Below are 21476 nucleotides of genomic sequence, written 5' to 3' on the forward strand. Positions count from 1 at the left end.
GCATTAAAAATCCGTATACTAGCGCATCTGCGTAACTGGCACCATCGAAAAGCACCGTCTTGCCGTTGCCATAATTAAACCATAGTGCATTTTTTATAATAACAGGTAGCAGTCGCCCTATGTCACAGCCTAACACCGACCTTTCGCTTATTATCGACACCGTCTGTTTGCCCGAAGGCGAAACCATTCAGCAGTTTTTTGCCCGTATTCAGCAGCACCACTGGTCGATGTTACTTGATAGCGCCAATAGTGTAGCAGGACGCTACCACATTATGCTGTGGGAACCGGAATCCCTGGTTACCGCACAGCAGCAAAAGGTCTGGATTGAAAACCCGGCCCGACAGACCCGAATCCAGAGTACCCTGGCGCCCCTGGCTTGTGTGGATGCCCTGGTACAACAGCGATTTGCAGGGCTGGACCAGACCTGCAAACAAACGTCATGGTATCAACAGCTTCCCTTTGTGGTGGGCGCGGCCGGCTTGTGCGGCTACGATCTGGGTCGCTATTATGAGCAATTGCCTGATCTGCGGGAGCATAGCTACCGTTGCCCGGATATGGCCGTCGGTATCTTTACCCAGTCGGTGATTGTGGACACCCACACCGATACCGTCTATCACTGCCGGTTAAGTCATCATGCTCCGTTACACCAGCAGCCACTCTGGCAACAGCCCGCCGCGCCAGCCAACCGCTTTGCATTGACCAGTCAATGGCAATCAAATCTTTCGCAGGATGCGTATACGCAGGCCCTGGCGCAGGTTCACCGCTATATTGTGGCGGGCGATTGTTATCAGATAAATATGGCCCAGCGCTTTGAAGCGGGCTATCAAGGCTGTGAATGGCAAGCTTACCGGGCGCTTACCCAGGCCAACAATACGCCTTTCAGCGCCTTTATTCGTTTGCCGCAAAGCTGTGTGCTGAGCATTTCCCCTGAACGGTTTATCAGTGTGAACCACAATAAGGTGCAGACTAAGCCCATTAAAGGCACCCGCCCTCGCTACCCGGATAAGACCCGGGACGCGAAAAGTGCCGCCGAGCTGCAGGAGGCAGAAAAAGATCGCGCCGAAAACCTGATGATTGTGGATCTGTTACGTAATGATTTAAGCAAACATTGTCAGCCTCACTCAGTCAAAGTTCCGCATCTGTTTGCCCTGGAGTCATATGAGGCGGTCCATCATCTGGTCAGTACCGTTGAAGGTGAGCTGAACCAGGATTCAACGCCACTGGATTTGCTGGCCGGGGCGTTTCCTGGTGGCTCCATAACCGGTGCGCCAAAAATTCGGGCGATGGAGATTATTGAACAGTTAGAGCCGCACCGGCGTAATATTTATTGCGGCAGCATCATGTATTATGGCATCAAGCAGGATATGGACTCCAGCATTACCATCCGCACCTTACTGGCTGAAAACAATCAGCTTTATTGTTGGGCCGGTGGCGGTATTGTGCTGGACTCTCAGGCGCGCGATGAATATCAGGAAACTTTAGATAAAGTCTCGCGTATTTTGCCGGCGCTGGAGCAAATGCAATGAACCGCCGTCAATTTTTGTCTCGTTTTCAGCATATACGCCAGGTGGCGCTGGAGCCTGATTTTCCACTGGCCAAGCCCGGACGTGATGCCGCGGTACTGATTCCACTATTAGAATATCCCGACGGTCTGCATGTATTGTTTACCGAGCGCGCCCACCATCTACGTCATCATCCCGGCCAGATCAGTTTCCCGGGGGCGGCTTTGAACCCCAGGATACCTCATTGTTTGACACCGCTCAGCGTGAAGCCATGGAAGAAGTGGGTGTGCCCCCGTCTCAGGTCGAAGTGGTCGGTGCCCTGCCCTTGTATCGCACTATCAGCGGTTATCAAATTACACCCGTGGTGGCCTTTGTGACGCCCGATTTTTCGTATGATATCGACCCTAACGAAGTCGCCAGTGTGTTTGATGTGCCGCTGGCACACCTGATGGACAAGCGTAATCATTTGATTCACCACACCGAGCGTCATAACTGCCAGTTCCCTATTTACTTTATTCCCTGGCAGGAACGCATGATCTGGGGGGCTACCGCCGCCATTTTGCGCAACCTGTCCCACCATATCAGCCCCGCCGAGTAGCAAGTTTTATTTACAATAAATTAGCTTTTCTTATCACCTGATTAGCATTTTTGTATTGTAGTTCTGCTATGGGACAGGCAAGATCCAACCAATAACAGGCAAGGATCTTTTTTCGTTTATGATTAGTGTTTTTGATATGTTTAGCATTGGTATTGGCCCTTCCAGTTCTCATACTGTGGGTCCAATGCGTGCTGCTGCCGAATTTGTCGGCGAGCTTGAGCAACAAAACCTGCTCAATCAGGTGACCGGTATTAAAGTGGCATTGTTTGGTTCATTAGGCCAGACCGGTAAAGGCCACGGCACCGGTAAAGCCGTCATCCTCGGATTACTGGGCGAAGCACCCGAGTCCATTGATGTGGACTCTATCGATATGTGGCTGGAGCAGATCGATTCCAGTCAGCGCATTTTATTAAATGGTACCCACGAGATTCGTTTTCCCAACAAAGATGCCATTGTATTTCACCGGCGCAAAAGTCTGCCCCGCCATGCCAATGCCCTGACCTTTTATGTGTACAAAGGCAAAGAAATCATCCGCGAGCAAACGTATTACAGCATCGGTGGCGGCTTTATCATCAAAGATGAAGACTTTGAGGCGACCAAGGCCCATGCGATGTCGATGCAGGTACAGGTGCCTTTTCCGTTTAGGTCCGCTGAAGCCATGTTAGAGCTATGCAAAAACAACGGCATGCGGATCTCATCACTGATGCTCAAAAATGAAGCGGTGCATTCCCCTGAGCATGAGGTGAAAGCCCGTCTGTATGAAATTTGGCAGGCCATGAAAGCCTGTGTACAACGCGGTATTGAAAGCGAAGGGATTTTGCCAGGCGGGCTTAAAGTGGTCCGTCGCGCTCCGGGTCTGTATCGGCGTTTACAAACCGAAAACAGCACCGATCCTATGCAAACCATGGATTGGGTGAATCTATTTGCGCTGGCCGTGAATGAAGAAAACGCCGCCGGCGGCCGGGTGGTTACGGCCCCCACCAATGGCGCAGCAGGCATCTTGCCCGCGGTGCTGCATTATTTTGACAAGTTTATTCGCCCGGTCGATACCGAAACCGCAGCCCGGTTTTTGCTGACCGCCGGTGCCATTGGTATTTTGTATAAAGAGAACGCCTCCATCAGTGGCGCCGAAGTGGGCTGTCAGGGTGAAGTGGGCGTAGCCTGCTCAATGGCCGCCGGCGCGTTAACCGAAATCATGGGTGGGTCGGTGTTAGCCGTAGAAAATGCGGCTGAAATTGGCATGGAGCACAATCTGGGGTTAACCTGCGATCCGGTAGGGGGTCTGGTTCAGGTGCCGTGTATCGAACGCAATGCCATGGGCGCCATCAAGGCCATTAATGCCTCGCGACTGGCCATGCGTGGCAGTGGCGATCATAAGGTCTCGTTAGACAAGGTGATTAAAACCATGCGCGATACCGGCAATGATATGAAAACGAAGTACAAAGAGACCGCCCGCGGCGGCCTGGCGGTAAACATCATCGAATGCTAAACCTTACAGGAGCGTAATAAGCATTCCTTATTGAAAGCGTAACCTTACTTCACCGGCAGGGTTACGCCTTTAAACATCTTCTCTACCTCATCATTGTTTTTCAGCATCATCGCTTTTTCTACCTTGTCTTTGGTCAGATGAGGTGCAAAACGCTCTATGAAATCATACATATAACTGCGTAAAAACGAGCCCTTACGAAAGCCGATCTTGGTGGTGCTGTACTCAAACAAATGACTGGCATCGATTTTTACCAAATCATCATCCAGCTCTTCGTTCACTGCCATCGACGCGATAACGCCAATCCCTACCCCCAGACGCACGTAGGTTTTAATTACATCTGCATCGGTAGCGGTAAACACAATTTTCGGGGTGAGTCCGGCCTGTTCAAATGCCTGGTCGAGTTGCGAACGTCCGGTAAAACCGAACACATAGGTCACCAGTGGATACTTGGCAATGTCACTGATTTCAATCGAGCCTTTTTTTGATAAGGGATGGTCTTTATTCACAATCACACTGCGGTTCCAGTGATAACAAGGCAGCATAACCAAATCATTGTAAAGATGCAGGGCTTCGGTGGCGATGGCAAAATCAGCTTCGCCCTTGGCTGCCAGATCTGAAATTTGAGACGGCGTCCCCTGATGCATATGCAGGGAAACCCGCGGGTATTTATTCATAAAGCCCTGAATAACATCAGGCAATGCGTAGCGCGCCTGAGTGTGGGTGGTAGCAATATTCAGCTTTCCCTGATCAGGCAGCGTATGCTCACGGGCGACGGACTTTATACTTTCCACCTTGGCCAGAATCTGCCGGGCGATACCGATAACATCCTGACCGGCATCCGTCACGTGGGTGAGATGTTTGCCACTCCGGCCGAAGATTTGTACGCCCAGTTCATCTTCAAGCATGCGCACCTGTTTGCTGATACCTGGTTGTGAGGTGTAAAGGCTTTCGGCGGTGGCAGAAACATTAAGATTGTTATTAACCACTTCTACGATATAACGTAGTTGTTGTAATTTCATGGTGGGAGGACCCTTCCCGGCTGGCGCAAAAAATGTGTATGCTATTGTTATAACGAAATCCGGAAGGTATTTCTATAGTCAGTTTGGTTATATACAAAGACTTATTAAAAAAACCGGTATACATTGTGTATTTTGATTTGGATTAACCAAAACCTTGCTATTTAACCCCTAATCTCAACCAGATGATGCCATATGCCCGAGACACCTGAACATCCAACGCACCATATCGATTTTTCCTCGGTATTGGCGGCGGCGGTCCATGATATGAAAAACTCGCTCTCACTGCTGATTCAATCTATTGAACAGCTAAGCGAGGTCATCGACGCTGCTGACAACCAAGCCAATGCCCAGGTGGCCAGCGTGCATTACGAAGCAACCCGCCTCAACACCTCCCTGGTGCAGCTGCTGTCTTTATACCGTACGCAACTGGATACCCTGCCGGTGACCGTAGAGCAGTGTTTTATTGCAGACTTACTTGAAGATGTGATGGGCGCCGTGCGGCTGTACAAACAGCACAAAAACGTATCTGTCAGTGTGCAGTGCGATGACGATCTGAGTTGGTATTTAGACAGTGAGCTGGTGTATATGCTTATCAACGACGCGATCATTAATGCGCTGCGCTATGGCAAACAGCATATTCAGGTGTCGGCGTTTGTGGAGCATGATGAGTTGGTGATCAAAGTAGAAGATGATGGTGAGGGCTATCCACTGCATATGCTGAAACAGTCGCAAACCAGGATGGCCGAATTTACGCTTAGTCAGGGTCGTACCGGGCTGGGTATTTTCTTTGCCAGACTCATAGCCAGCGCCCATACGAGGGGACAAAAAAAAGGACGTATCATATTAAGCAACGGTGGATTATATTCGGGCAGTGTATTTGAGGTAAAAATACCGTAAACTCTGCCGTTAATAGTATTATCAGTTGTTTAGCCTGTTGGATTAGGCAAAGCGGTAACCAATGCAAACGGAACTATCCATGTTTACCATAATAATAATACTGATTGTTGTGCTGATTATCGCAGCAATCTTTATCAATGCGTATCAGCAACACAAAGCCAAAGTGGATGCCGAGCGCCGCGCCGAACTTGCTAAGCAAAAGACCATTGTCGATGAAACAGAAAATGTGCTGATGGCGGCAACCAGCATGCCGGTGTCGGGACGCTTGTTGCAGATATTACAAATCCGGGTCGCCAATGCTTTGAAAGCGATTTACGAGTCAGGCATGGGCGGGCCCGATATCCGTCAACGCGCCGTGGATGCCGAGAACCGGGTGCAAAATGCTGACCCCGAGGCCCTGCCACCTGCGGATTTTATGTTGCCTGATAACGACAAAATGATCATCCAGTACATTCAGGCGGTCAAAAAGTTTCGGATTTTGTTGCGCTCTGAACATTCCCGGGGAAAAGTAGAGTCGCGGGTGTACGCCGAAGAAGATAAAGCGCTGGAACGCCTGCAACTTAAAATCAATGTCGAGACACTGATCAAACGCGGCCGCAATGCCATGCAGTCCAATATGATGGGCTCTAGTCGCCAGTATTTTGAAAAAGCAGTAGCGGCGCTGGAAAATCAGCCGCAAACTGATGAATATATCGAATCAAGGTTAGCTACGTTAAAACAGTGGTTAAGTGAGATTCAGGCCAATTTGAAAAGCGTTAATGCGCAGGATCGGGCAAAACGCCAGGAAGCTGAGCGCGATGAGCTGGATGAGCTGTTTGCGCCCAAGAAAAAATGGTAGCTGCACGCGCTAAAGCCGCGCCAGCCGCTCTGCCCGGGCTGGATGGCTAACCATGCCAATCGTCTGCCAGGCATTGTTCCCATAATGCCTGGCCTGCTACTGACATAGTACTGCGCGCCGCTTTAATCATCCCTACCTGGCGTACCATATCGGCATTGGTCAATGGCACACACACCAGCTCATTTCGCAACATCTGCGGCTTACACAATTGTGGCATCACTGAAACCCCTAACCGTTTTGCAATCAGCTGACCCACCGACCCCAACTGGCCGGTTTCAGCGACAATTTTCAACTGACCATGACGCGCGGCACACTGCTCGGTCCACTGACGTACCGCTGAACCCCGGTTCATCGCAATAAACGGGCTTTTCAGCAACTGCGCAAAGCTAACCGCAGCCTGGTTGGCCAGTGGATGATCTGGGTATAAAACCGCCATAAAAGCATCATCAAATAACGGCTCAAAGCAAAACCCGTCACAATTTTCGGGCCGAAAGGTAAACCCCAATTCAGACCGGCCCGAGGCCACCGCCTGCAAGGTTTCTTCCATTACTACATCTAGAATGCTCAGCCGGATATTGGCATAGCGGTGGTGATACTGTGCCAGAATCCGCGGCAAATACGACTCTGCGAATGACGGCATGGCAGCGATGGTAAGCCGCCCCTGTTTCACCGCAAACAGATTCTGTATCTCATCAAAGGTATCATCCCACTCATCAAGAAGCCGGCGAGCTCGGGGCAGCAAGGTCCTGCCTTCAGGGGTGAGTTGTACTCGCCGGGTACTACGGGAAAACACTTTACCGCCCAGTTGCTCTTCCATTTTTTTGATGGCGCTGGACAATGCCGGTTGGGTGATATGCAGTTTTTCGGCAGCTTCGGCAAAGGTAGTGGACTCGGCTACCCGTATGAACGCCAGCATGTTTCGATAAGATATTGCCATTATTGATAAATTTATTTTATTAATATTGATATAAAATTAATTTTACAAAAAATTTTCTCTCACTGATACTCGAGTTTGTCTTTGAATAAAACAGGAGCGTCGAATGTCAGGTTTCGATAAAGTCGTCACCAGCTATGCTGAGGCGATGCAAGGATTAACAGATGGCATGACCGTTATCGCCGGTGGCTTTGGATTATGTGGGATCCCCGAAGGATTAATTAACCAAATCAAAACCATGGGCACCACTGATCTGACCGTTGTGTCCAACAACTGTGGGGTCGACGGCTTTGGACTGGGCATACTGCTTGAAGATAAACAGATTCGCAAGATGATCTCTTCGTATGTAGGCGAAAATGCGCTGTTTGAAAAGCAACTGCTGGCCAACGAGCTTGAGGTTGAGTTAACCCCCCAGGGCACGCTGGCAGAAAAAATGCGCGCCGGCGGCGCGGGCATCCCGGGCTTTTATACTGCCACCGGTTACGGTACCCCGGTAGGCGAAGGCAAAGATGTGAAGCACTTTGACGGTCGCCCTTATATCCTGGAGCCCTCTATTACCGGCGATTTTGCTATTGTGAAAGCCTACAAGGCCGACCGTTTTGGTAATTGTATCTATCGTCATACCGCCCAAAACTTTAACCCTATGGCGGCCACCGCCGGTAAAATTACGGTGGTAGAAGTAGAAGAGATTGTTGAGCCTGGTGAACTGGACCCGGCCCATATCCATACCCCCGGCATCTATGTCGATCGCATTATAAAAGGAACCTTCGAAAAACGCATCGAACGCAAGGTTCTGGCAAAGGAGGAGCGTTAATATGGCACTTTCCCGAGACCAAATCGCCATGCGAGTGGCGCAGGAATTTAAAGACGGCAGCTATGTCAATCTGGGGATCGGCATCCCTACCCTGGCGGCCAATTATGTACCTGAAGGGTAGAGGTGATGCTGCAGTCTGAAAACGGGCTATTGGGGATGGGTCGCTACCCTACCGAAGCCGAAGTTGATGCGGATATGATTAATGCCGGCAAAGAAACGGTGACCGCGATCGATGGCGCATCCATTTTTAATTCGGCTGAAAGTTTTGCCATGATTCGCGGCGGTCATGTGGATTTTACCGTGCTTGGTGCCTTTGAGGTCGATGTAAACGGCAATATCGCCAGCTGGATGATACCCGGAAAACTGGTAAAAGGTATGGGTGGCGCGATGGATCTTGTGGCCGGGGCCAAAAATATTATCGTCACGATGACTCACGCCGACAAACACGGCAATTCAAAATTACTGCCGGCCTGCAAGCTGCCGCTCACAGGGGTCAACTGCATCACCAGCATCATCACCGATCTGGCGGTGCTGGAAGTAAAAGACGGTGCGTTTCATTTGCAGGAGCGAGCGCCAGGCGTTTCGGTAGAAGAAATTCAACAAAAAACAGCCGGCAAATTAGTGGTGCCAGACAATGTGCCTGAAATGCAGGTATCGCAGATATAAATACTGAGGTTTTTAGCGGCCGGCCGGCCTGGCCGCTTTCAATCATCGCGCGCTTGGTAGATAATGCCCTTATTGCCAACTAAGGGGTTTACCATTGCAAGTCAGCGATCTTCCTGTTCATCATAAAATTATCAAAAAGCTGGAAACAAAAGGGTTTGAGACCCTGACTGAAATCCAGCAAAAAGCCATGTTACCGGCCATTGGCGGTAAAGATATTATTGCGTCGTCACAAACTGGCTCAGGCAAGACACTGGCATTTTTGATCCCCGCCCTTAACCGTCTACTCAATGAAAAAGCCTTAAGTCGTAAAGATCCCCGCGTGGTTATTCTAGCGCCAACCCGCGAGCTTGCTAAACAGGTATTTACCGAAGCAAAAAATCTGACCACCGGTCTTAACCTTCCCTGCGCCCTGGTCGTAGGGGGCGAAAACTACAATAATCAGGTAAAAGTGCTGCGTAAAAACCCGGCAATTGTGGTGGGTACGGCCGGTCGAATTGCCGATCATCTGTTAGACAAAACCTTCTTTTTGAACGGCCTGGAATTGCTGATTTTTGATGAAGCTGATCGCATGCTCGATTTAGGCTTTATCGCCCAGCTCAATATGATCAATCAGTTTGCTGATCACCGCAAACGTCAGACCATGTTGTTCTCGGCAACGCTGGATAATATTGAGCTGACGCATCTAAGCAAAAGTTTGCTCAAAGCCCCGGTGCGAATTACCGTAGGTCAGTCGACCGCCGCCCACCAGGACATCAGCGAGAAGGTCTATTTTGCAGATAATATTGATCACAAAGATGCGCTGTTAAAACAATGCATCAGTGAGCATGACTACAATCAGGCCATTGTCTTCACTGCCACCCGTGAAGACACCAATCGTATTAGCACGCTGTTGAACGAACAGCATCTTCAAGCCATTGCCCTGCGTGGCGATCTGCCGCAACACCAGCGCGCTCAGATCATGAGTGAATTCAGCCGCGGACAACATAGTATCCTGGTGACCACTGATGTGGCTTCACGAGGCCTGGATTTACTGAAAGTCGGCCTGGTGATTAATTATGATATGCCTAAGCAATCTGATGAATATATTCACCGGATTGGTCGTACCGGGCGCGCCGGGCAAAAAGGGCAGGCCGTATCCATGGTGGGTCCTCGCGACTGGCAAAGCTACGAAGCGGTCAAGGCTCACCTCGACTACCCGCTGGAATGCGGGCCGCACCCGGAACTGCCGGCCCGGTTTTATGGAATCAAACCCAAAAAGCCGGCTGCAAAGCCAGGTGAGCAAAAGCGCAGCAACACATCTTCTAAAGACAATGCCAGTAAAGCAGCCAGACCGGCGAAAAAGCGGGTAGATACCACCACCGGTACCGACGTGGGCCATCAGCCTATTATGCGTAAAAAACGCACCCCGAACACTGATACCGACGACGGCTAATCAAGCCGGCGCCTGGCCAGAGTAGCTAACGCCGGAAAGATTAAGGCCGGAGTGGTTAAGGCCGGAGTGGTCAGGATCATTGCCAGCGCCGCCCGCTCTGGGCCGCTGGTCTTTAAAGCCAGCGCTGCCCGGTAGTGTGTAACCTCCCCCACATTTTGCGCCCTGGGTGTGCATGGCGTGGGACGGCTTTCGGCTTAGCCGGCCGGCCCGGCTCCCCCCCTTACCGCCGGTATAGGTCTAAAAGTTTTCACAATTCAGCGAAAGGGTGTTGCAGGCGGCTGTTTTTATTGCTGATATAGGGTTCAACGCGATCATAAGGGAAAACCATGCGCATCTGTACAGGCTTAATCGCACTAATGTTACTCACAGGGTGTCAAAGCCAAAGCACCTCAAAGAGCCCGGTCTCGCCCCCATCTGACAACATTCAGCCCCCTACTCCGGTACAAAATGTAAGCTATGGGCAGGTGCTGGAACAGCCCCATGTTCCGGCGGATGCACGTCTACGCTATGGTAGCGATCCGTTGCAGTTCGGTGAGCTATGGCTTCCTGAAGCCGGCGAACACCCTGCGCCACTGGTGGTATTTGTGCATGGCGGCTGCTGGCTCAATCAATTTGATTTGACCCACAGCTACCCGGCGGCAAGTGCTTTACAACAGCAGGGCTTTGCAGTGTGGTCGATTGAATACCGGCGCACCGGCGATACCGGAGGTGGCTGGCCCGGTAGTCTGCAGGATATTGTCCAGGCCATAGAGTTTATTCAGACCCAACAGCAATATCAAATAGATAGCAGCAGCATTAGTCTGGTGGGACATTCTGCGGGTGGCCATCTGGCCCTGCTGGCCAGTAAGCAGCTTAATACGCCGGTAGATAAGGTTATCGGCCTGGCCCCCATCATCGATATTGAACGCTATGCCCGGGGCGAGAACAGCTGTCAGGCGGCCACGGCCCAATTTATGGGCGGCACTCCCAATCAACGTGTACGCCAGTATGCACAAGCCAACCCGATGAACTTTTCCTACGATGGCACAGTGGCTATTCTGACAGGTGGGCAGGACCAGATTGTACCCTTGCCGGAAAATCCGCTTCCTGCTACGCAGTTTGTGTCTATTTCCGGCGCCGGTCACTTTGACTGGGTTCATCCCGGCACGCTGGCGTTTTCTTATTTTGTCGATTTACTGGAAAAATAATTAATGATGCAACTTAGCGATTTAACACAGCGTGATGAACAGGATCCATTAGCTTCCAAACGAATGCAATTCGAATTACCCCAGGACACGATTTATCTGGACGGCAACTCGTTAGGCGCCCTTCCCAAAGCCAGTGCCAAACGGGTGCAGGAAGTGGTAAGCCAGCAATGGGGCAATGATTTAATTAGCTCCTGGAACAAGCACCAGTGGATTGAATTGCCCCTTGAGACCGCTGAGAAAATTGCTCCGCTTATCGGTGCTGCCAAAGACCAGGTCATTGTGTGCGACTCTATTTCGGTGAACCTGTTTAAACTGCTTACCGCTGCCTTAGCGATGCAGACCGGACGTAACATCGTGGTCTCGGAACAGGGCAACTTTCCTACTGATCTGTACATGGTTCAGGGCATTGAAGCTTTACTCGGCGAACAGCGCTGTACGTTGAACAGTGTGGCCACTGCCGATATTGAAAGTGCCTTGACCGAAGAGGTGGCGGTGCTGATGCTCACGCACGTGAATTTCAAGACCGGCCGTATTCACGATATGCAGCGTCTGACCAGATTGGCCCAGGATAAAGGCATTCTGGTACTGTGGGATCTGGCCCACAGCGCCGGTGCTTTACCGGTGGAACTGGACAAGTGTAACGCCGATTTTGCGGTAGGCTGTGGTTACAAATATCTGAACGGCGGCCCCGGAGCCCCCGCATTTTTGTATGCCGCCTCCCGACATCATGATGCCATAAGACAGCCATTAAGCGGCTGGATGGGACACACCAGCCCGTTTGCGTTTGACGAAGCGTATCAACCTGCCCCCGGTATTAAACAGTTCTTAACCGGTACCCCATCAGTTATTGCGATGGCTGTCCTGGACGCCGCCTTAGAGGTGTTCACCGATATTGATATGTACCAGCTTCGCGAAAAGTCGGTGGCGTTAACCGACAGTTTTTTAACCTTAAAGGAACAGCAGGCAGCATTGGATGAGTTACAGCTTATATCCCCCGTTGATACCAGCGTGCGTGGGAGCCAGCTCTCGTTCACGCATCAAAACGCCTATGCTATCTGTCAGGCATTGATCGATCATGGTGTGGTACCGGATTTTCGCGCCCCGGATATCATTCGTTTTGGTTTTACCCCCTTGTATCTTCGCTACCAGGACATGCACACCGCCATTGAAATTCTGGTAAAGGTTATGTCTGAAAAGCTGTATTTACAGCAACAGTATCAGGTTAAGGCAGCGGTGACATAACCGCTTACGCCTGTCAAATGAAGTGGGTGGCGGCTCCTCAATAACTGAGTTCGTCATCCCGATGGGTGGCTCCTACGGCTCAGTCCTGTTGCGATTAGCAATTTATCAGCATAGATGACTTCGGTCAGAAAAAGTTTCACCCAGTGTTTTGTGTGATTGATTACTCTTTAGTCCGAAGAGGTGGGAGTGGACCGGCAAGGTGATGGGTTAGAAGCAATGCTAAAAGCTATGTAGAGGTCATTATGTCATCATTGATCGTATCGCTTGTCTTTTCATTTGTGACCTACTGGCTTATCAGCCTTTTTGCCAGCTTGGAAGAGGCTGTGCGGATGCTGGCTTTTAACAACTCCTTTAAATCAAAGTTTAAGGCTTCATTTGAAAATCGATATATTCACACCGCATTGACTGTTTTTCTGGTGCTGATTATAGGCGGAAGTTTTGTGGCTAAGAGCTTGAGTAATGAAAGTGATGGTGTCTCTTCCGATATTTTCCCGCATATAGGAGCACTGATGGGCTATATCACCGCATGGATATCCCACATGAAAGTAATCAAAAAGAATCGATAGTCATGATTGCTTGATGATCCAAATGATGCTGTCTGATATTTGGACACCCACCTCACTCAGGAGTTGGTTAGATGAAGTAACTAGTTCATCAACATTTGGACATCCATCTCTTTTGGAACATACAAAATTCCGCGGGCTTGTTCCCACGACATCCATCTGTGCGATAAATGTCGCTCTGGGGTAAGCCTCTGAATGACCCTCTGTGACCTTCTAGACACGCACTAACCGGCTTTAGATACAGTTTTTTTACTACTCTCAGCCGGGCATTATACTGCTTTGTTCTTTAGCCGAGCTGCCAGTTATGCCACTTCCCCGAAAATCCCTGATATCGCTATCGCAAACACCTTATTATCATTGCGTCTCCCGCTGCGTGCGCCGCGCGTTCCTGTGTGGCAAAGACAAGTATACCGGACAGTCATACGAGCACCGAAGACAATGGGTGGAAGACCGGCTGCTGTTCTTAGGGACTATATTCGCCATTGATATCTGTGCTTACGCGGTCATGAGCAATCACACCCATGTTGTATTACATGTGGACCGCCAAGCGGCCTGCCAGTGGTCGACCGAACAAGTTCTAGAACGCTGGCATCGTCTTCATAAGGGCACGGTGCTGACCAACCGCTATCTAAACCTCACCGAAAGAAAAGGCATGTCCACAGCCGAAACAGATGCGGTGAAAAGTACCGCGGAGATTTATCGTTCACGCCTGCATGACATCAGCTGGTTTATGCGACTGCTCAACGAATTCATCGCCCGGCAGGCAAATAAAGAAGATAATTGCACCGGCCGCTTTTGGGAGGGGCGATTCAAATCTCAGGCATTACTGGATGAAGCCGCGCTGGCCGCGTGTATGGCATACGTGGATTTGAACCCGGTACGCGCAGGCTTAGCAACCACACCTCAAGGTTCCTGTCATACCAGTATCAAAAAACGACTCCAGGCAGTGAAGCAGAATCAGCAACCTCGGGGTTTATGTCCATTTGCGGAGGCCGACAATCCTTCTGCATCTTCTCCCTTACCCTTCCTTTTACAAGATTATCTCGCGCTGGTTAATCTTACCTGTGGGCAGTTTCTTCCCCAAAAATCCAGCCGGGGTATAAACTCAGCATCGATTCTTAAAAATACCGGGCTTTCACAGGCGCAGTGGCACTGGATGGTAGAAGGGGTTGAACAACAGTTTGGCACACGCGTAAGCCTGGATTTAGTCCACAAGAAATTTAGTCACCTGAATCTTAAAGCTATTTAAACGTTACGATAGTTTCTTATAGTGCTTATGTCCACTTCCCCATTAATGACACAGTTCTAAATTAGAGTTTTCCAGTTTTGCTCGGTACGCAGCCGGAGGCAGGTTAATGACTGATTAAATGAGTGAGTGTCCATTGACGGCTTTGACGGCACAAGGGTGAGTGTCCATTGATGGCTCTAATGAGTGAGTGTCCATTGATGGCTTTCAACGATTAGCCGGGCCACTATTGTTTGTAGCCGCACGGTATCAAGCGTATATACACAAGCTCGCGGTTTTGGAACCAGGCGGGCTCGCAGGCCCGGTGAAATTGCGGAGCATAAAGAAGAGCACCCTTTGAGGCGTTAGTGTTATACGAGGTAGATGGCAGTTGTGGTGGTTGTTGCCACCAGCCCTAACGGCCGGGTCTATTGGTCTGGCACAACAGTTTGACTCAGCAGTCTGGGGCCACAATATTTGAAGTCTGGAGCCTGTTGGCATGTTTGAGGTAGCTCAATATCAGGCAACAAGTCTGAAACAGCCGGCTTTACAAAAGCCAAACCCTGGCTGAACAACCTATCCCTTCACCTGATGCCAAGGGGCAGAATGAAGATATTGTTGCATAACCAGCACTGCCTGAACGTTTGTAACTGCCCGGCAAGAGCCACAAAAAACGCCCGCTAACCAGGTTAGCGGGCGTTTGAATTTTGTTATAGCGCACCAAGTGGCCGGGGGCCTGAGCCGGATGCGGACTATTCAGATATCCTGAATGAAAACTAGTATTCCCACCAGCCTTCCTGCCACCATTCAAGAAACTCTTCAAAGTCGATATAACCGTCGTTGTTACTGTCAATCAGTTTGAAGCCTTCTTCCACATGGCTCGCCTTGGTTTTTGGCGAAAGCACGGTAAGAAGCTCGATAAACTCGAGCAAATCGATTTGACCATTACCATCACGGTCGAAAAAACTAAAGTCGCTTTTTATTTCGGCAACCTTTTCTTCTGAAAGTTGGGCGTTCACTGATAATCCCTATTAACTAACTTAATGACTAAAGTGTAACGCCCTGAATACGTGCTGTCTACGCCTGATTTTTATCTGCGGCCAAAGCTCTTTGTCGTTGTGCTTCGGCTTTTTCACGACGGCGTTTTTCCATGGCATCGCGAGCCTCAGTACCTACATGTTCTTCGTCCCGGGCCCGGGCCAGCTGCACCTGTTTTTCCCTTTCCCGGAAACGTTCAATTTGCTCCGGTGAGTGGGTACCATAGCAATGCGGGCAGCTTACTCCGGCTTCGTATTTTTCACTCTCTTTATCTTGTGCGGTGATTGGCAACCGGCAGGCATAACAGGCGTCATACTGGCTTTTCTGCAAATCATGATTTACTGCCACCCGGTTATCAAACACAAAACAATCGCCTTTCCATAGCGACTCTTCTTTAGGGACATCTTCCAGATACTGCAAAATACCGCCTTCTAAATGAAAGACATCATCAAAGCCCTGCTCTTTTAAATAGGCAGTAGACTTTTCGCAGCGAATACCGCCGGTGCAGAACATGGCGACTTTTTTGTGTTTCTGAGGGTCAAGATTTTCTTTGACGAACGCCGGAAACTCACGAAATGTTTTGGTGTTGGGATCCACCGCGTGCTCGAAGGTACCAATATCAATTTCGTAATCATTACGGGTATCTACCACAAATACCTCGGGATCGCTGATAAGGTCGTTCCAGTCTTTAGGTTTGACGTAGGTGCCCACGGTACGACGTGGATCTATCCCCTCTACCCCCATTGTCACAATCTCTTTTTTGAGCTTCACTTTGGTGCGATAAAAAGGTTGTTCTTCATGCAGGGACTCTTTGCAGGATAACGGATTAATCCGCTCATCCTGGTTTAGCCATGCAATCAGATTATCAATTCCTTCACGGGTGCCTGACACCGTGCCGTTAAGGCCTTCGTGAGCCAATAACAAGGTGCCTTTGATACCTTGTTTTTCCATTTCAGCCAAAAGGGGGGCGCGCAGCTGCTCAAAATCTTCAAGCGCAACAAATTTGTACATCGCACAAACGATATATTTGGACATAGAGAGAGTTACCTTTGCTAGTTGGAACGTAAAACCAGTGCAAAAATGCGCGCGCAATATAGCAAAAAGACGCTTTTAACTCAAATCAGGCCTGCAGCAAACTGCCTGAACCTTCTATAATATCACTCATCAGCGAGGCGTCGCAGTGCTGTGTAGCAGCGGGTCTGCTTTGTTTAAGATAAACTTGGGTGGCCAGACTGCAATTTGCCACAATTTCAGGCTCAAGGTACGCCGGATTATTTTTTGAGGCCAGAGGTTCAGGATGCATAGCCTGCCACAAGGACAAACCGGCTGTATCCTGACTGGCCACCAGCTGACTATTAATCTTTGCCGCCGGCAGATGCTGAGATTCAAAGGCAAGCGGAGCACGACGATAGTGATTAAGGCGCGTTAATAGCTCGGTGTCGGTTACGGTTGCTTCGGCGTCTTGGGTAAAGCGCCCGGCTGGCTCATTACCAGGCTGCATTTGCATCGCCAGATACAGCGAAAACAAGGCGTTGGAAGCGGTAGCACGACCTAAGCTGCCCTGCCATTCGTGATTAGCCGGTTTGACTGGGGGTTGTGTGAGATCTACCTGAGACACCAAAAAACACCTGTTATAAAACTACTATGCTTATATCGGTCCATACTCCGTGTTCTTTAATGTATACCTGTATAAAACGGTAATGCCCGCAAAGCCTCGTTATACTACGGCATATTTTTATGTCCGCGTGATACCTTACCAGCTATGCAATATGCCGATAAACGTGTGTTAATTGTTGAAGATCAGAGACCTTTTTTGCTGATGCTGAAAGGGTTGCTGACTTCAATGGGCTGCAATGAGGTGGTAACAAAATCGTCCGCAGAGCAGGCCCTCACCCTTTGTCGAAAACAGACCTTTGATATTGTAATAGCCGATCTTCATTTAGAGGCAGAGCGCAAGAATGGATTCGAGCTGGTAGAAGAGTTGCGGTTGTCACAGCTGATATTGCCCAGCAGCATTTGTATACTCATTAGCGCAGATAGCGCACGGCCGGTAGTGCTGGGCTCAATTGAGCGGCGCCCAGATGATTATCTGATTAAACCCTTTTCTCAGATGCAGCTAAAAACCCGCATAGCCCGCGCCTGGCGAAAGCGGCAGGCATTATTGCCTGTCTATAGTGCAATTTTTGATAAAGATGTCCCCCAGGCCATTGAAGCCGGTAAACAGATCATCGATAGCGACCACCATTACCGCCACAGTGCTGAGCAGCTATTGGTTGAGCTTTATTGGCAAAGCGGCGCCGATCAAAAGGCGCTGGCCCTATTGGCTCCTTACGAAGATGGCCCGCAGGCGCAGTGGGTAACCACCGCCCTGGCAAGAACGTATCTTAAGCTGGGTAAGGCCGACCTGGCTATTGAATTGGCTGAGCAGGTGTTAAGCGCCAATCGCTTCAGCGCTGAAGCTTATAGTATTATCGCCCATGCCCGACAAGCTATCGATGAGGGCCAGGCAGCCATTGACGCTATCAATCAGGCGATAAAGCTCTCCCCGTATTCTATCGCCCACCATCACAGTGCCTGTCAGCTAGCCCGCCAAAACCACAACTACCCGCTGGCCCATGAAGCCTGTCTGGCCATCTGGAACTTATCCAAACGTACCGTGCATCAGCATATTTCACACTGGTGCGGTTACATTCGCAGTATGCTGGATGTCGCCGAATATACCGAGGATAAGCAGCAAAAAAACCGCTACCAGCAGGATGCGCTTTTGCAGTTGCAACGGGGGCGTCACAACGAAGATATTGCCCGCATAGCCGGCGACTTTGATTACGGTATCTTTGAGCAGGTTATGCTGGCCCGGATGGCCACCCTGGACAACAATAAAATGGATGCCAAGCGTGCGTTGTTTCTTTCTCAAACAGCAATTGCACAGCAATACGAGGCTTATCCTTGGTATTATGCGCCCGACTCGTTAAAAGTAATGCTGGATCTGGGGGAGTACGAACAGGCTCAACCGATTACCCAGTTGCTGGCGGCCCAGCACGATGCCCTGGATGATAATAGTGCCTTTGCGGTGGCACAGGCTGCCGCTAAGGCCGCGGGTGCGCAGCAGGCCTATACCCAATTCAATCGCGAAGGAATTGGCTTGTATCAACAAGGCAAGTTTGCGGAGGCCCGCACTGCCTTTACCCAGGCGCAGCATTACGCGCCGGTTAATACCGGCGTCGCGCTGAATTTACTGCAGTGCATATTAAAACTGGCAGACAAGCAAAGTAAGCCTGAGCGGGACCTGGCTGTTGAATGCCGGCGGTTGACACGATTAATCGAAGAGATGCCAATACAGTCTCAATTTGAACAAAAATTTATGGCATTACAAACCGATATCAACCGCCTGCTTGAGGCTTGCGCATCAAAGCGATAATAGCCGGGTTAACGTTGCTGACAGCCAAAACGCTGGCCCTCGTATTCTAACAGCGCTTCGCCCTGATGATGGTGAAATATGATTTCTTTGCCCGCATAACGCGAACCATTCGGGCTGCGAGTTTTAGACAATAAGGGCTGTTCCTGAGCAATGGTCAGTTCAATCACCTGTTCACTTACATTACGCACCGTTACCACGCCTGCGCCTTCACAAATATACTGAGTCTCATTGGTTTTGGCCTCAGGCAGGACCTGGTCGGTCTGTTTTAACGTCAGTACAGTTTCATCATTATCGTTATATACCGTAAGCGCAGTGCCGGTGGTATAGCGATAATGATGGGCGCTTTGCAGGGCGCTGAATAACCTGCGCTCCTGGCTGGCCAGACCCTCAATACAATTTTGCGCGGTACTGGCTGGCGTGGCAAAGGTGGCCATTTCATCATTCATACTGCCCCTGCCACTGTACTGGCTGCAGCCGGAGAAGCCACGAACCCGCCCGGTGGGATTGAGCATCAGGGTCACGGGGGACGTTGGAATAACCGCCTTTTCACCGATAGTATTAACCTGCCATACCCCAACGACGGTATTCACCGGGCGGGGGGCGGTGACGATGACGTACAGCCGGTCAGGCCCAATAACCATATACACCCCAGCGCGCAAAGACCACCCTTTTTGGTGTCTGACATTATGGTTGCAGACATTATCGTTGCACCGCGGCCGCATGCGCTGTTAAGCATTGAAATAAGAATAAATCGGGTTCCTTGTTAAACCACACTGGAGACGCATAATTGTTCCGACCACACCGCAAATTCGTTGCCGCTGGGTTCCAGAAAGTGAAACCGACAGCCGCCGGGAAAATCAAAAACCGGGCGGCTGATGGTGCCACCGTTTTTTCTATCTTTACCTGGGTCTGTTCAATCTGCTGACTGTAAAACACCAACAAGGCGCCACCTTTGGCGGTTTGGCTGGCCTGTTCGGCCCGATAAAACCCACCGCTTAACACCGGGGTCGAAAAGGCGGTGTAGTCAGGCCCGTAATCAGTAAAGTGCCACTGAAACACCGTTTCGAAAAAAGCCTTAGTGGCGGCCAACCGGGCTGCTGGCCATTCTACGTAATCAAGCTGCTCATGTTTGTGCATGGTGCCTCCACGCCTGTAAGTGAGATTTAGACCTGCTAGGCAGACAAAGGTTTAAAACCACAGTGGTAGCGGCACAGGGGTTATCCCGGCTGCGGCCACTACCCAGGGCCAAAATCTGACAAAATCAGAAGTTTATTCGACAATACAGTGATTTGTAGCTTAGCAGACTGCTTTACAAAGCGGTACAACAGATTCAGTAAAGTTTATGATGTAGCAACATCCAGACTTGTGCATTAAGTGCCAGCATAGCCACATTGAAGGTAAGTGCATTAAAGGCGGTGGTCAGATACACCGGCGCAGCTACGGCGACCAGCGCTATCAACAGCACCAGTGCCAGCCCATTGAGCAAAACTATGGTGCGCTGCTGATACCCAAATACAAAGATCAGGCCCCATACCATCTCTGCGATGCCTGCCAAATAGACCAAAGCGGGCTGCCAGGAGCCGGTCACCCCAAGCGCGCCTACCAGCGCCTGCTCGGTGGCATCCAGCATCAGTATTTTGGGTACCAGTCCCTGGTACAACCATACGCCGCCAATAACAAGCGCCAGCCATCGCCCTTGGGCATGCTGATGCCGGGTGAAGGTATCCGACATCAGGTTCAGCCTTGCTGCATATCCTGAATATCTTCAATCAAATCGTTAATTTCATCTACCACGTGCTCCCGCTGACGTGGTGTCATTAACTGCACAATCTGCGTCACCATGTCCAGATAAGCTTCCCGGTTTTCTTCTCGCTGCTGTAAATATTCATCCGATCGATAGCGGTCTGGGTTATTGATCAGATCAGTTAGCTGCTGAACAAAGTCGTCCGGATTTGTTCGGTTGGCGAATAACCGGCGTGCATCACTTTGCATATCCCGGCGGTATTTAAGCCAGTTTTTATCGGAGCGATGAAATGCCGGTGCATAGGTCTGTAGTACTTGTTCCTGTTCGTCGGTCAGATCGCCCAGCCGTTCTTCAAAATTGTCTTCCATTTCTTCAGTCAGGCGTTCGAATCGTTCTTCGTCCGACTCCTCCATGGTCTCGGCCAGGTCTTCTTCTCTTTCGCGGTTTTCTTTTTCAATGGCTGCAAACAGATAGATGACTTGTTCATCATTCAGGCGGGCCGCTAATTGCGCCAGATCAGGTGCAAGCTTTTGACGCAAGGTGGCAACATGCTCCCTGGTTTGCTGCAGATGCCCTGCAATCGTTTCTTTATTCAATTGCTTATTACTGACCTGGCGGTTGAGGGTTTGCAGCTGTTTAAGATACAAATCCAGCTGTTCCTGCCGATGCCAGTCTATCCAGCGGTGCAGGTGTGCATCAAACATGTCCTCCTGCTCATCGGTCAGCTCCACATAGTCATCCATGTACCAGTAAACAAGCCAGTCAATATTATCGTATGCCAGTTTTGATGAGCATCCTGAAACCAGCATCAGGGTAAAAACAATAATCCATTTTTTCATCATGTTTCCTGCTAAGGTAAAACAATTGAGC

20 protein-coding genes and 3 pseudogenes are annotated in these 21476 nt (G+C 50.1%); 13 read left to right on the plus strand and 10 right to left on the minus strand.

Translation table 11 applies throughout. From position 1 onward, the window contains the following. Positions 1 to 119: 119 nt before the first annotated feature. The 3 genes and pseudogenes from pabB to IT774_RS08300 all read left to right on the plus strand — a co-directional run bounded on the left by pabB (position 120) and on the right by IT774_RS08300 (position 3589). Positions 120 to 1526 carry an aminodeoxychorismate synthase component I gene (gene pabB, locus IT774_RS08290; RefSeq protein ID WP_195809383.1) on the plus strand — a complete coding sequence of 469 codons (1407 nt, stop codon included), beginning with the start codon at positions 120 to 122 and terminating at the stop codon, positions 1524 to 1526. Continuing rightward, positions 1523 to 2100: pseudogene (locus IT774_RS08295) on the plus strand (CoA pyrophosphatase). Before pabB ends, IT774_RS08295 begins: the two are co-directional and overlap by 4 nt. A gap of 118 nt (positions 2101 to 2218) precedes the next feature. Beyond that, a complete protein-coding gene (locus IT774_RS08300) occupies positions 2219 to 3589 on the plus strand; it encodes an L-serine ammonia-lyase (RefSeq protein WP_195809384.1) in 1371 nt (456 codons plus the stop codon). A 44-nt stretch (positions 3590 to 3633) separates the two neighbouring features. On the opposite strand, the gene cysB is transcribed toward IT774_RS08300, so the two are convergent. Beyond that, positions 3634 to 4608, minus strand: a complete 975-nt coding sequence (cysB, locus tag IT774_RS08305; protein ID WP_195809385.1) for an HTH-type transcriptional regulator CysB — start codon at positions 4606 to 4608, stop codon at positions 3634 to 3636. 192 nt (positions 4609 to 4800) lie between these two features. Here cysB and IT774_RS08310 point away from each other — a divergent pair, with 192 nt between their 5' ends. After that, complete coding sequence (locus IT774_RS08310) at positions 4801 to 5505, plus strand: sensor histidine kinase (protein ID WP_195809386.1); 705 nt, start codon at positions 4801 to 4803, stop codon at positions 5503 to 5505. A 79-nt stretch (positions 5506 to 5584) separates the two neighbouring features. After that, positions 5585 to 6343, plus strand: a complete 759-nt coding sequence (locus IT774_RS08315) for a hypothetical protein (RefSeq protein ID WP_195809387.1) — start codon at positions 5585 to 5587, stop codon at positions 6341 to 6343. A gap of 46 nt (positions 6344 to 6389) precedes the next feature. Here IT774_RS08315 and IT774_RS08320 read toward each other — a convergent pair whose 3' ends face one another. Further along, on the minus strand, positions 6390 to 7280 hold the full coding sequence (locus IT774_RS08320) for a LysR family transcriptional regulator (protein WP_195809388.1): 891 nt from the start codon (positions 7278 to 7280) through the stop codon (positions 6390 to 6392). Positions 7281 to 7383: 103 nt separating this feature from the next. Here IT774_RS08320 and IT774_RS08325 point away from each other — a divergent pair, with 103 nt between their 5' ends. The 3 genes and pseudogenes from IT774_RS08325 to IT774_RS08335 all read left to right on the plus strand — a co-directional run bounded on the left by IT774_RS08325 (position 7384) and on the right by IT774_RS08335 (position 10189). Then, positions 7384 to 8091, plus strand: coding sequence for a CoA transferase subunit A (locus tag IT774_RS08325; RefSeq protein ID WP_195809389.1), 708 nt, complete (start codon positions 7384 to 7386; stop codon positions 8089 to 8091). Between the two features lies 1 nt (position 8092). Beyond that, positions 8093 to 8757 (plus strand): annotated as a pseudogene (locus IT774_RS08330) (CoA transferase subunit B). Between the two features lie 94 nt (positions 8758 to 8851). Then, complete coding sequence (locus IT774_RS08335; protein ID WP_195809390.1) at positions 8852 to 10189, plus strand: DEAD/DEAH box helicase; 1338 nt, start codon at positions 8852 to 8854, stop codon at positions 10187 to 10189. On the opposite strand, the gene IT774_RS08340 is transcribed toward IT774_RS08335, so the two are convergent. Next, a complete protein-coding gene (locus IT774_RS08340; RefSeq protein ID WP_195809391.1) occupies positions 10186 to 10341 on the minus strand; it encodes a hypothetical protein in 156 nt (51 codons plus the stop codon). The genes IT774_RS08335 and IT774_RS08340 overlap by 4 nt on opposite strands. Positions 10342 to 10515: 174 nt before the next feature. Between IT774_RS08340 and IT774_RS08345 the strand changes: the two genes are divergently transcribed. The 4 genes from IT774_RS08345 (at position 10516) to IT774_RS08360 (ending at position 14430) form a co-directional block, all read left to right on the plus strand. Then, positions 10516 to 11376 carry an alpha/beta hydrolase gene (locus IT774_RS08345; RefSeq protein WP_195809392.1) on the plus strand — a complete coding sequence of 287 codons (861 nt, stop codon included), beginning with the start codon at positions 10516 to 10518 and terminating at the stop codon, positions 11374 to 11376. A 6-nt stretch (positions 11377 to 11382) separates the two neighbouring features. Continuing rightward, positions 11383 to 12618 carry a kynureninase gene (kynU, locus tag IT774_RS08350; RefSeq protein WP_195812244.1) on the plus strand — a complete coding sequence of 412 codons (1236 nt, stop codon included), beginning with the start codon at positions 11383 to 11385 and terminating at the stop codon, positions 12616 to 12618. A 242-nt stretch (positions 12619 to 12860) separates the two neighbouring features. Continuing rightward, positions 12861 to 13184: a hypothetical protein gene (locus IT774_RS08355; protein WP_195809393.1), complete on the plus strand. Its 324-nt coding sequence runs from the start codon at positions 12861 to 12863 to the stop codon at positions 13182 to 13184. 301 nt (positions 13185 to 13485) lie between these two features. Next, positions 13486 to 14430, plus strand: a complete 945-nt coding sequence (locus tag IT774_RS08360) for a transposase (protein WP_195809394.1) — start codon at positions 13486 to 13488, stop codon at positions 14428 to 14430. 752 nt (positions 14431 to 15182) lie between these two features. Here the strand turns inward: IT774_RS08360 and IT774_RS08365 are convergent. From IT774_RS08365 to IT774_RS08375, 3 genes are all read right to left on the minus strand, one after another. Next, positions 15183 to 15425: an EF-hand domain-containing protein gene (locus IT774_RS08365; RefSeq protein ID WP_195809395.1), complete on the minus strand. Its 243-nt coding sequence runs from the start codon at positions 15423 to 15425 to the stop codon at positions 15183 to 15185. Between the two features lie 58 nt (positions 15426 to 15483). After that, the gene (gene trhO, locus IT774_RS08370) at positions 15484 to 16479 is read right to left on the minus strand and encodes an oxygen-dependent tRNA uridine(34) hydroxylase TrhO (protein ID WP_195809396.1); all 996 of its coding nucleotides are present in this window, start codon (positions 16477 to 16479) and stop codon (positions 15484 to 15486) included. A gap of 85 nt (positions 16480 to 16564) precedes the next feature. Then, on the minus strand, positions 16565 to 17062 hold the full coding sequence (locus IT774_RS08375; RefSeq protein WP_195809397.1) for a VC2046/SO_2500 family protein: 498 nt from the start codon (positions 17060 to 17062) through the stop codon (positions 16565 to 16567). A 144-nt stretch (positions 17063 to 17206) separates the two neighbouring features. Between IT774_RS08375 and IT774_RS08380 the strand changes: the two genes are divergently transcribed. Further along, positions 17207 to 18862, plus strand: coding sequence for a response regulator (locus IT774_RS08380; protein ID WP_195809398.1), 1656 nt, complete (start codon positions 17207 to 17209; stop codon positions 18860 to 18862). A gap of 8 nt (positions 18863 to 18870) precedes the next feature. On the opposite strand, the gene IT774_RS08385 is transcribed toward IT774_RS08380, so the two are convergent. The 4 genes and pseudogenes from IT774_RS08385 to IT774_RS08400 all read right to left on the minus strand — a co-directional run bounded on the left by IT774_RS08385 (position 18871) and on the right by IT774_RS08400 (position 21445). Then, positions 18871 to 19503 carry an META domain-containing protein gene (locus IT774_RS08385; protein WP_195809399.1) on the minus strand — a complete coding sequence of 211 codons (633 nt, stop codon included), beginning with the start codon at positions 19501 to 19503 and terminating at the stop codon, positions 18871 to 18873. Positions 19504 to 19625: 122 nt separating this feature from the next. Then, positions 19626 to 19999: pseudogene (locus IT774_RS08390) on the minus strand (VOC family protein). Between the two features lie 193 nt (positions 20000 to 20192). After that, positions 20193 to 20594 (minus strand): DoxX-like family protein, encoded by a 402-nt coding sequence (locus IT774_RS08395; protein WP_195809400.1) that lies wholly within the window; start codon positions 20592 to 20594, stop codon positions 20193 to 20195. Between the two features lie 5 nt (positions 20595 to 20599). After that, complete coding sequence (locus IT774_RS08400) at positions 20600 to 21445, minus strand: DUF6279 family lipoprotein (RefSeq protein WP_195809401.1); 846 nt, start codon at positions 21443 to 21445, stop codon at positions 20600 to 20602. Positions 21446 to 21476: the final 31 nt, after the last annotated feature.

It is taken from the genome of Salinimonas marina (assembly GCF_015644725.1).
Taxonomy (GTDB): domain Bacteria; phylum Pseudomonadota; class Gammaproteobacteria; order Enterobacterales; family Alteromonadaceae; genus Alteromonas.

Coding starts and splice junctions, on each gene's coding strand:
- pabB (WP_195809383.1), top strand. CDS start 120: ATGTCACAGCCTAACACCGACCTTTCGCTTATTATCGACACCGTCTGT.
- IT774_RS08300 (WP_195809384.1), top strand. CDS start 2,219: ATGATTAGTGTTTTTGATATGTTTAGCATTGGTATTGGCCCTTCCAGT.
- cysB (WP_195809385.1), bottom strand. CDS start 4,608: ATGAAATTACAACAACTACGTTATATCGTAGAAGTGGTTAATAACAAT.
- IT774_RS08310 (WP_195809386.1), top strand. CDS start 4,801: ATGCCCGAGACACCTGAACATCCAACGCACCATATCGATTTTTCCTCG.
- IT774_RS08315 (WP_195809387.1), top strand. CDS start 5,585: ATGTTTACCATAATAATAATACTGATTGTTGTGCTGATTATCGCAGCA.
- IT774_RS08320 (WP_195809388.1), bottom strand. CDS start 7,280: ATGGCAATATCTTATCGAAACATGCTGGCGTTCATACGGGTAGCCGAG.
- IT774_RS08325 (WP_195809389.1), top strand. CDS start 7,384: ATGTCAGGTTTCGATAAAGTCGTCACCAGCTATGCTGAGGCGATGCAA.
- IT774_RS08345 (WP_195809392.1), top strand. CDS start 10,516: ATGCGCATCTGTACAGGCTTAATCGCACTAATGTTACTCACAGGGTGT.
- kynU (WP_195812244.1), top strand. CDS start 11,383: ATGCAACTTAGCGATTTAACACAGCGTGATGAACAGGATCCATTAGCT.
- IT774_RS08355 (WP_195809393.1), top strand. CDS start 12,861: ATGTCATCATTGATCGTATCGCTTGTCTTTTCATTTGTGACCTACTGG.
- IT774_RS08360 (WP_195809394.1), top strand. CDS start 13,486: ATGCCACTTCCCCGAAAATCCCTGATATCGCTATCGCAAACACCTTAT.
- trhO (WP_195809396.1), bottom strand. CDS start 16,479: ATGTCCAAATATATCGTTTGTGCGATGTACAAATTTGTTGCGCTTGAA.
- IT774_RS08380 (WP_195809398.1), top strand. CDS start 17,207: ATGCAATATGCCGATAAACGTGTGTTAATTGTTGAAGATCAGAGACCT.
- IT774_RS08385 (WP_195809399.1), bottom strand. CDS start 19,503: ATGGTTATTGGGCCTGACCGGCTGTACGTCATCGTCACCGCCCCCCGC.
- IT774_RS08395 (WP_195809400.1), bottom strand. CDS start 20,594: ATGTCGGATACCTTCACCCGGCATCAGCATGCCCAAGGGCGATGGCTG.
- IT774_RS08400 (WP_195809401.1), bottom strand. CDS start 21,445: ATGAAAAAATGGATTATTGTTTTTACCCTGATGCTGGTTTCAGGATGC.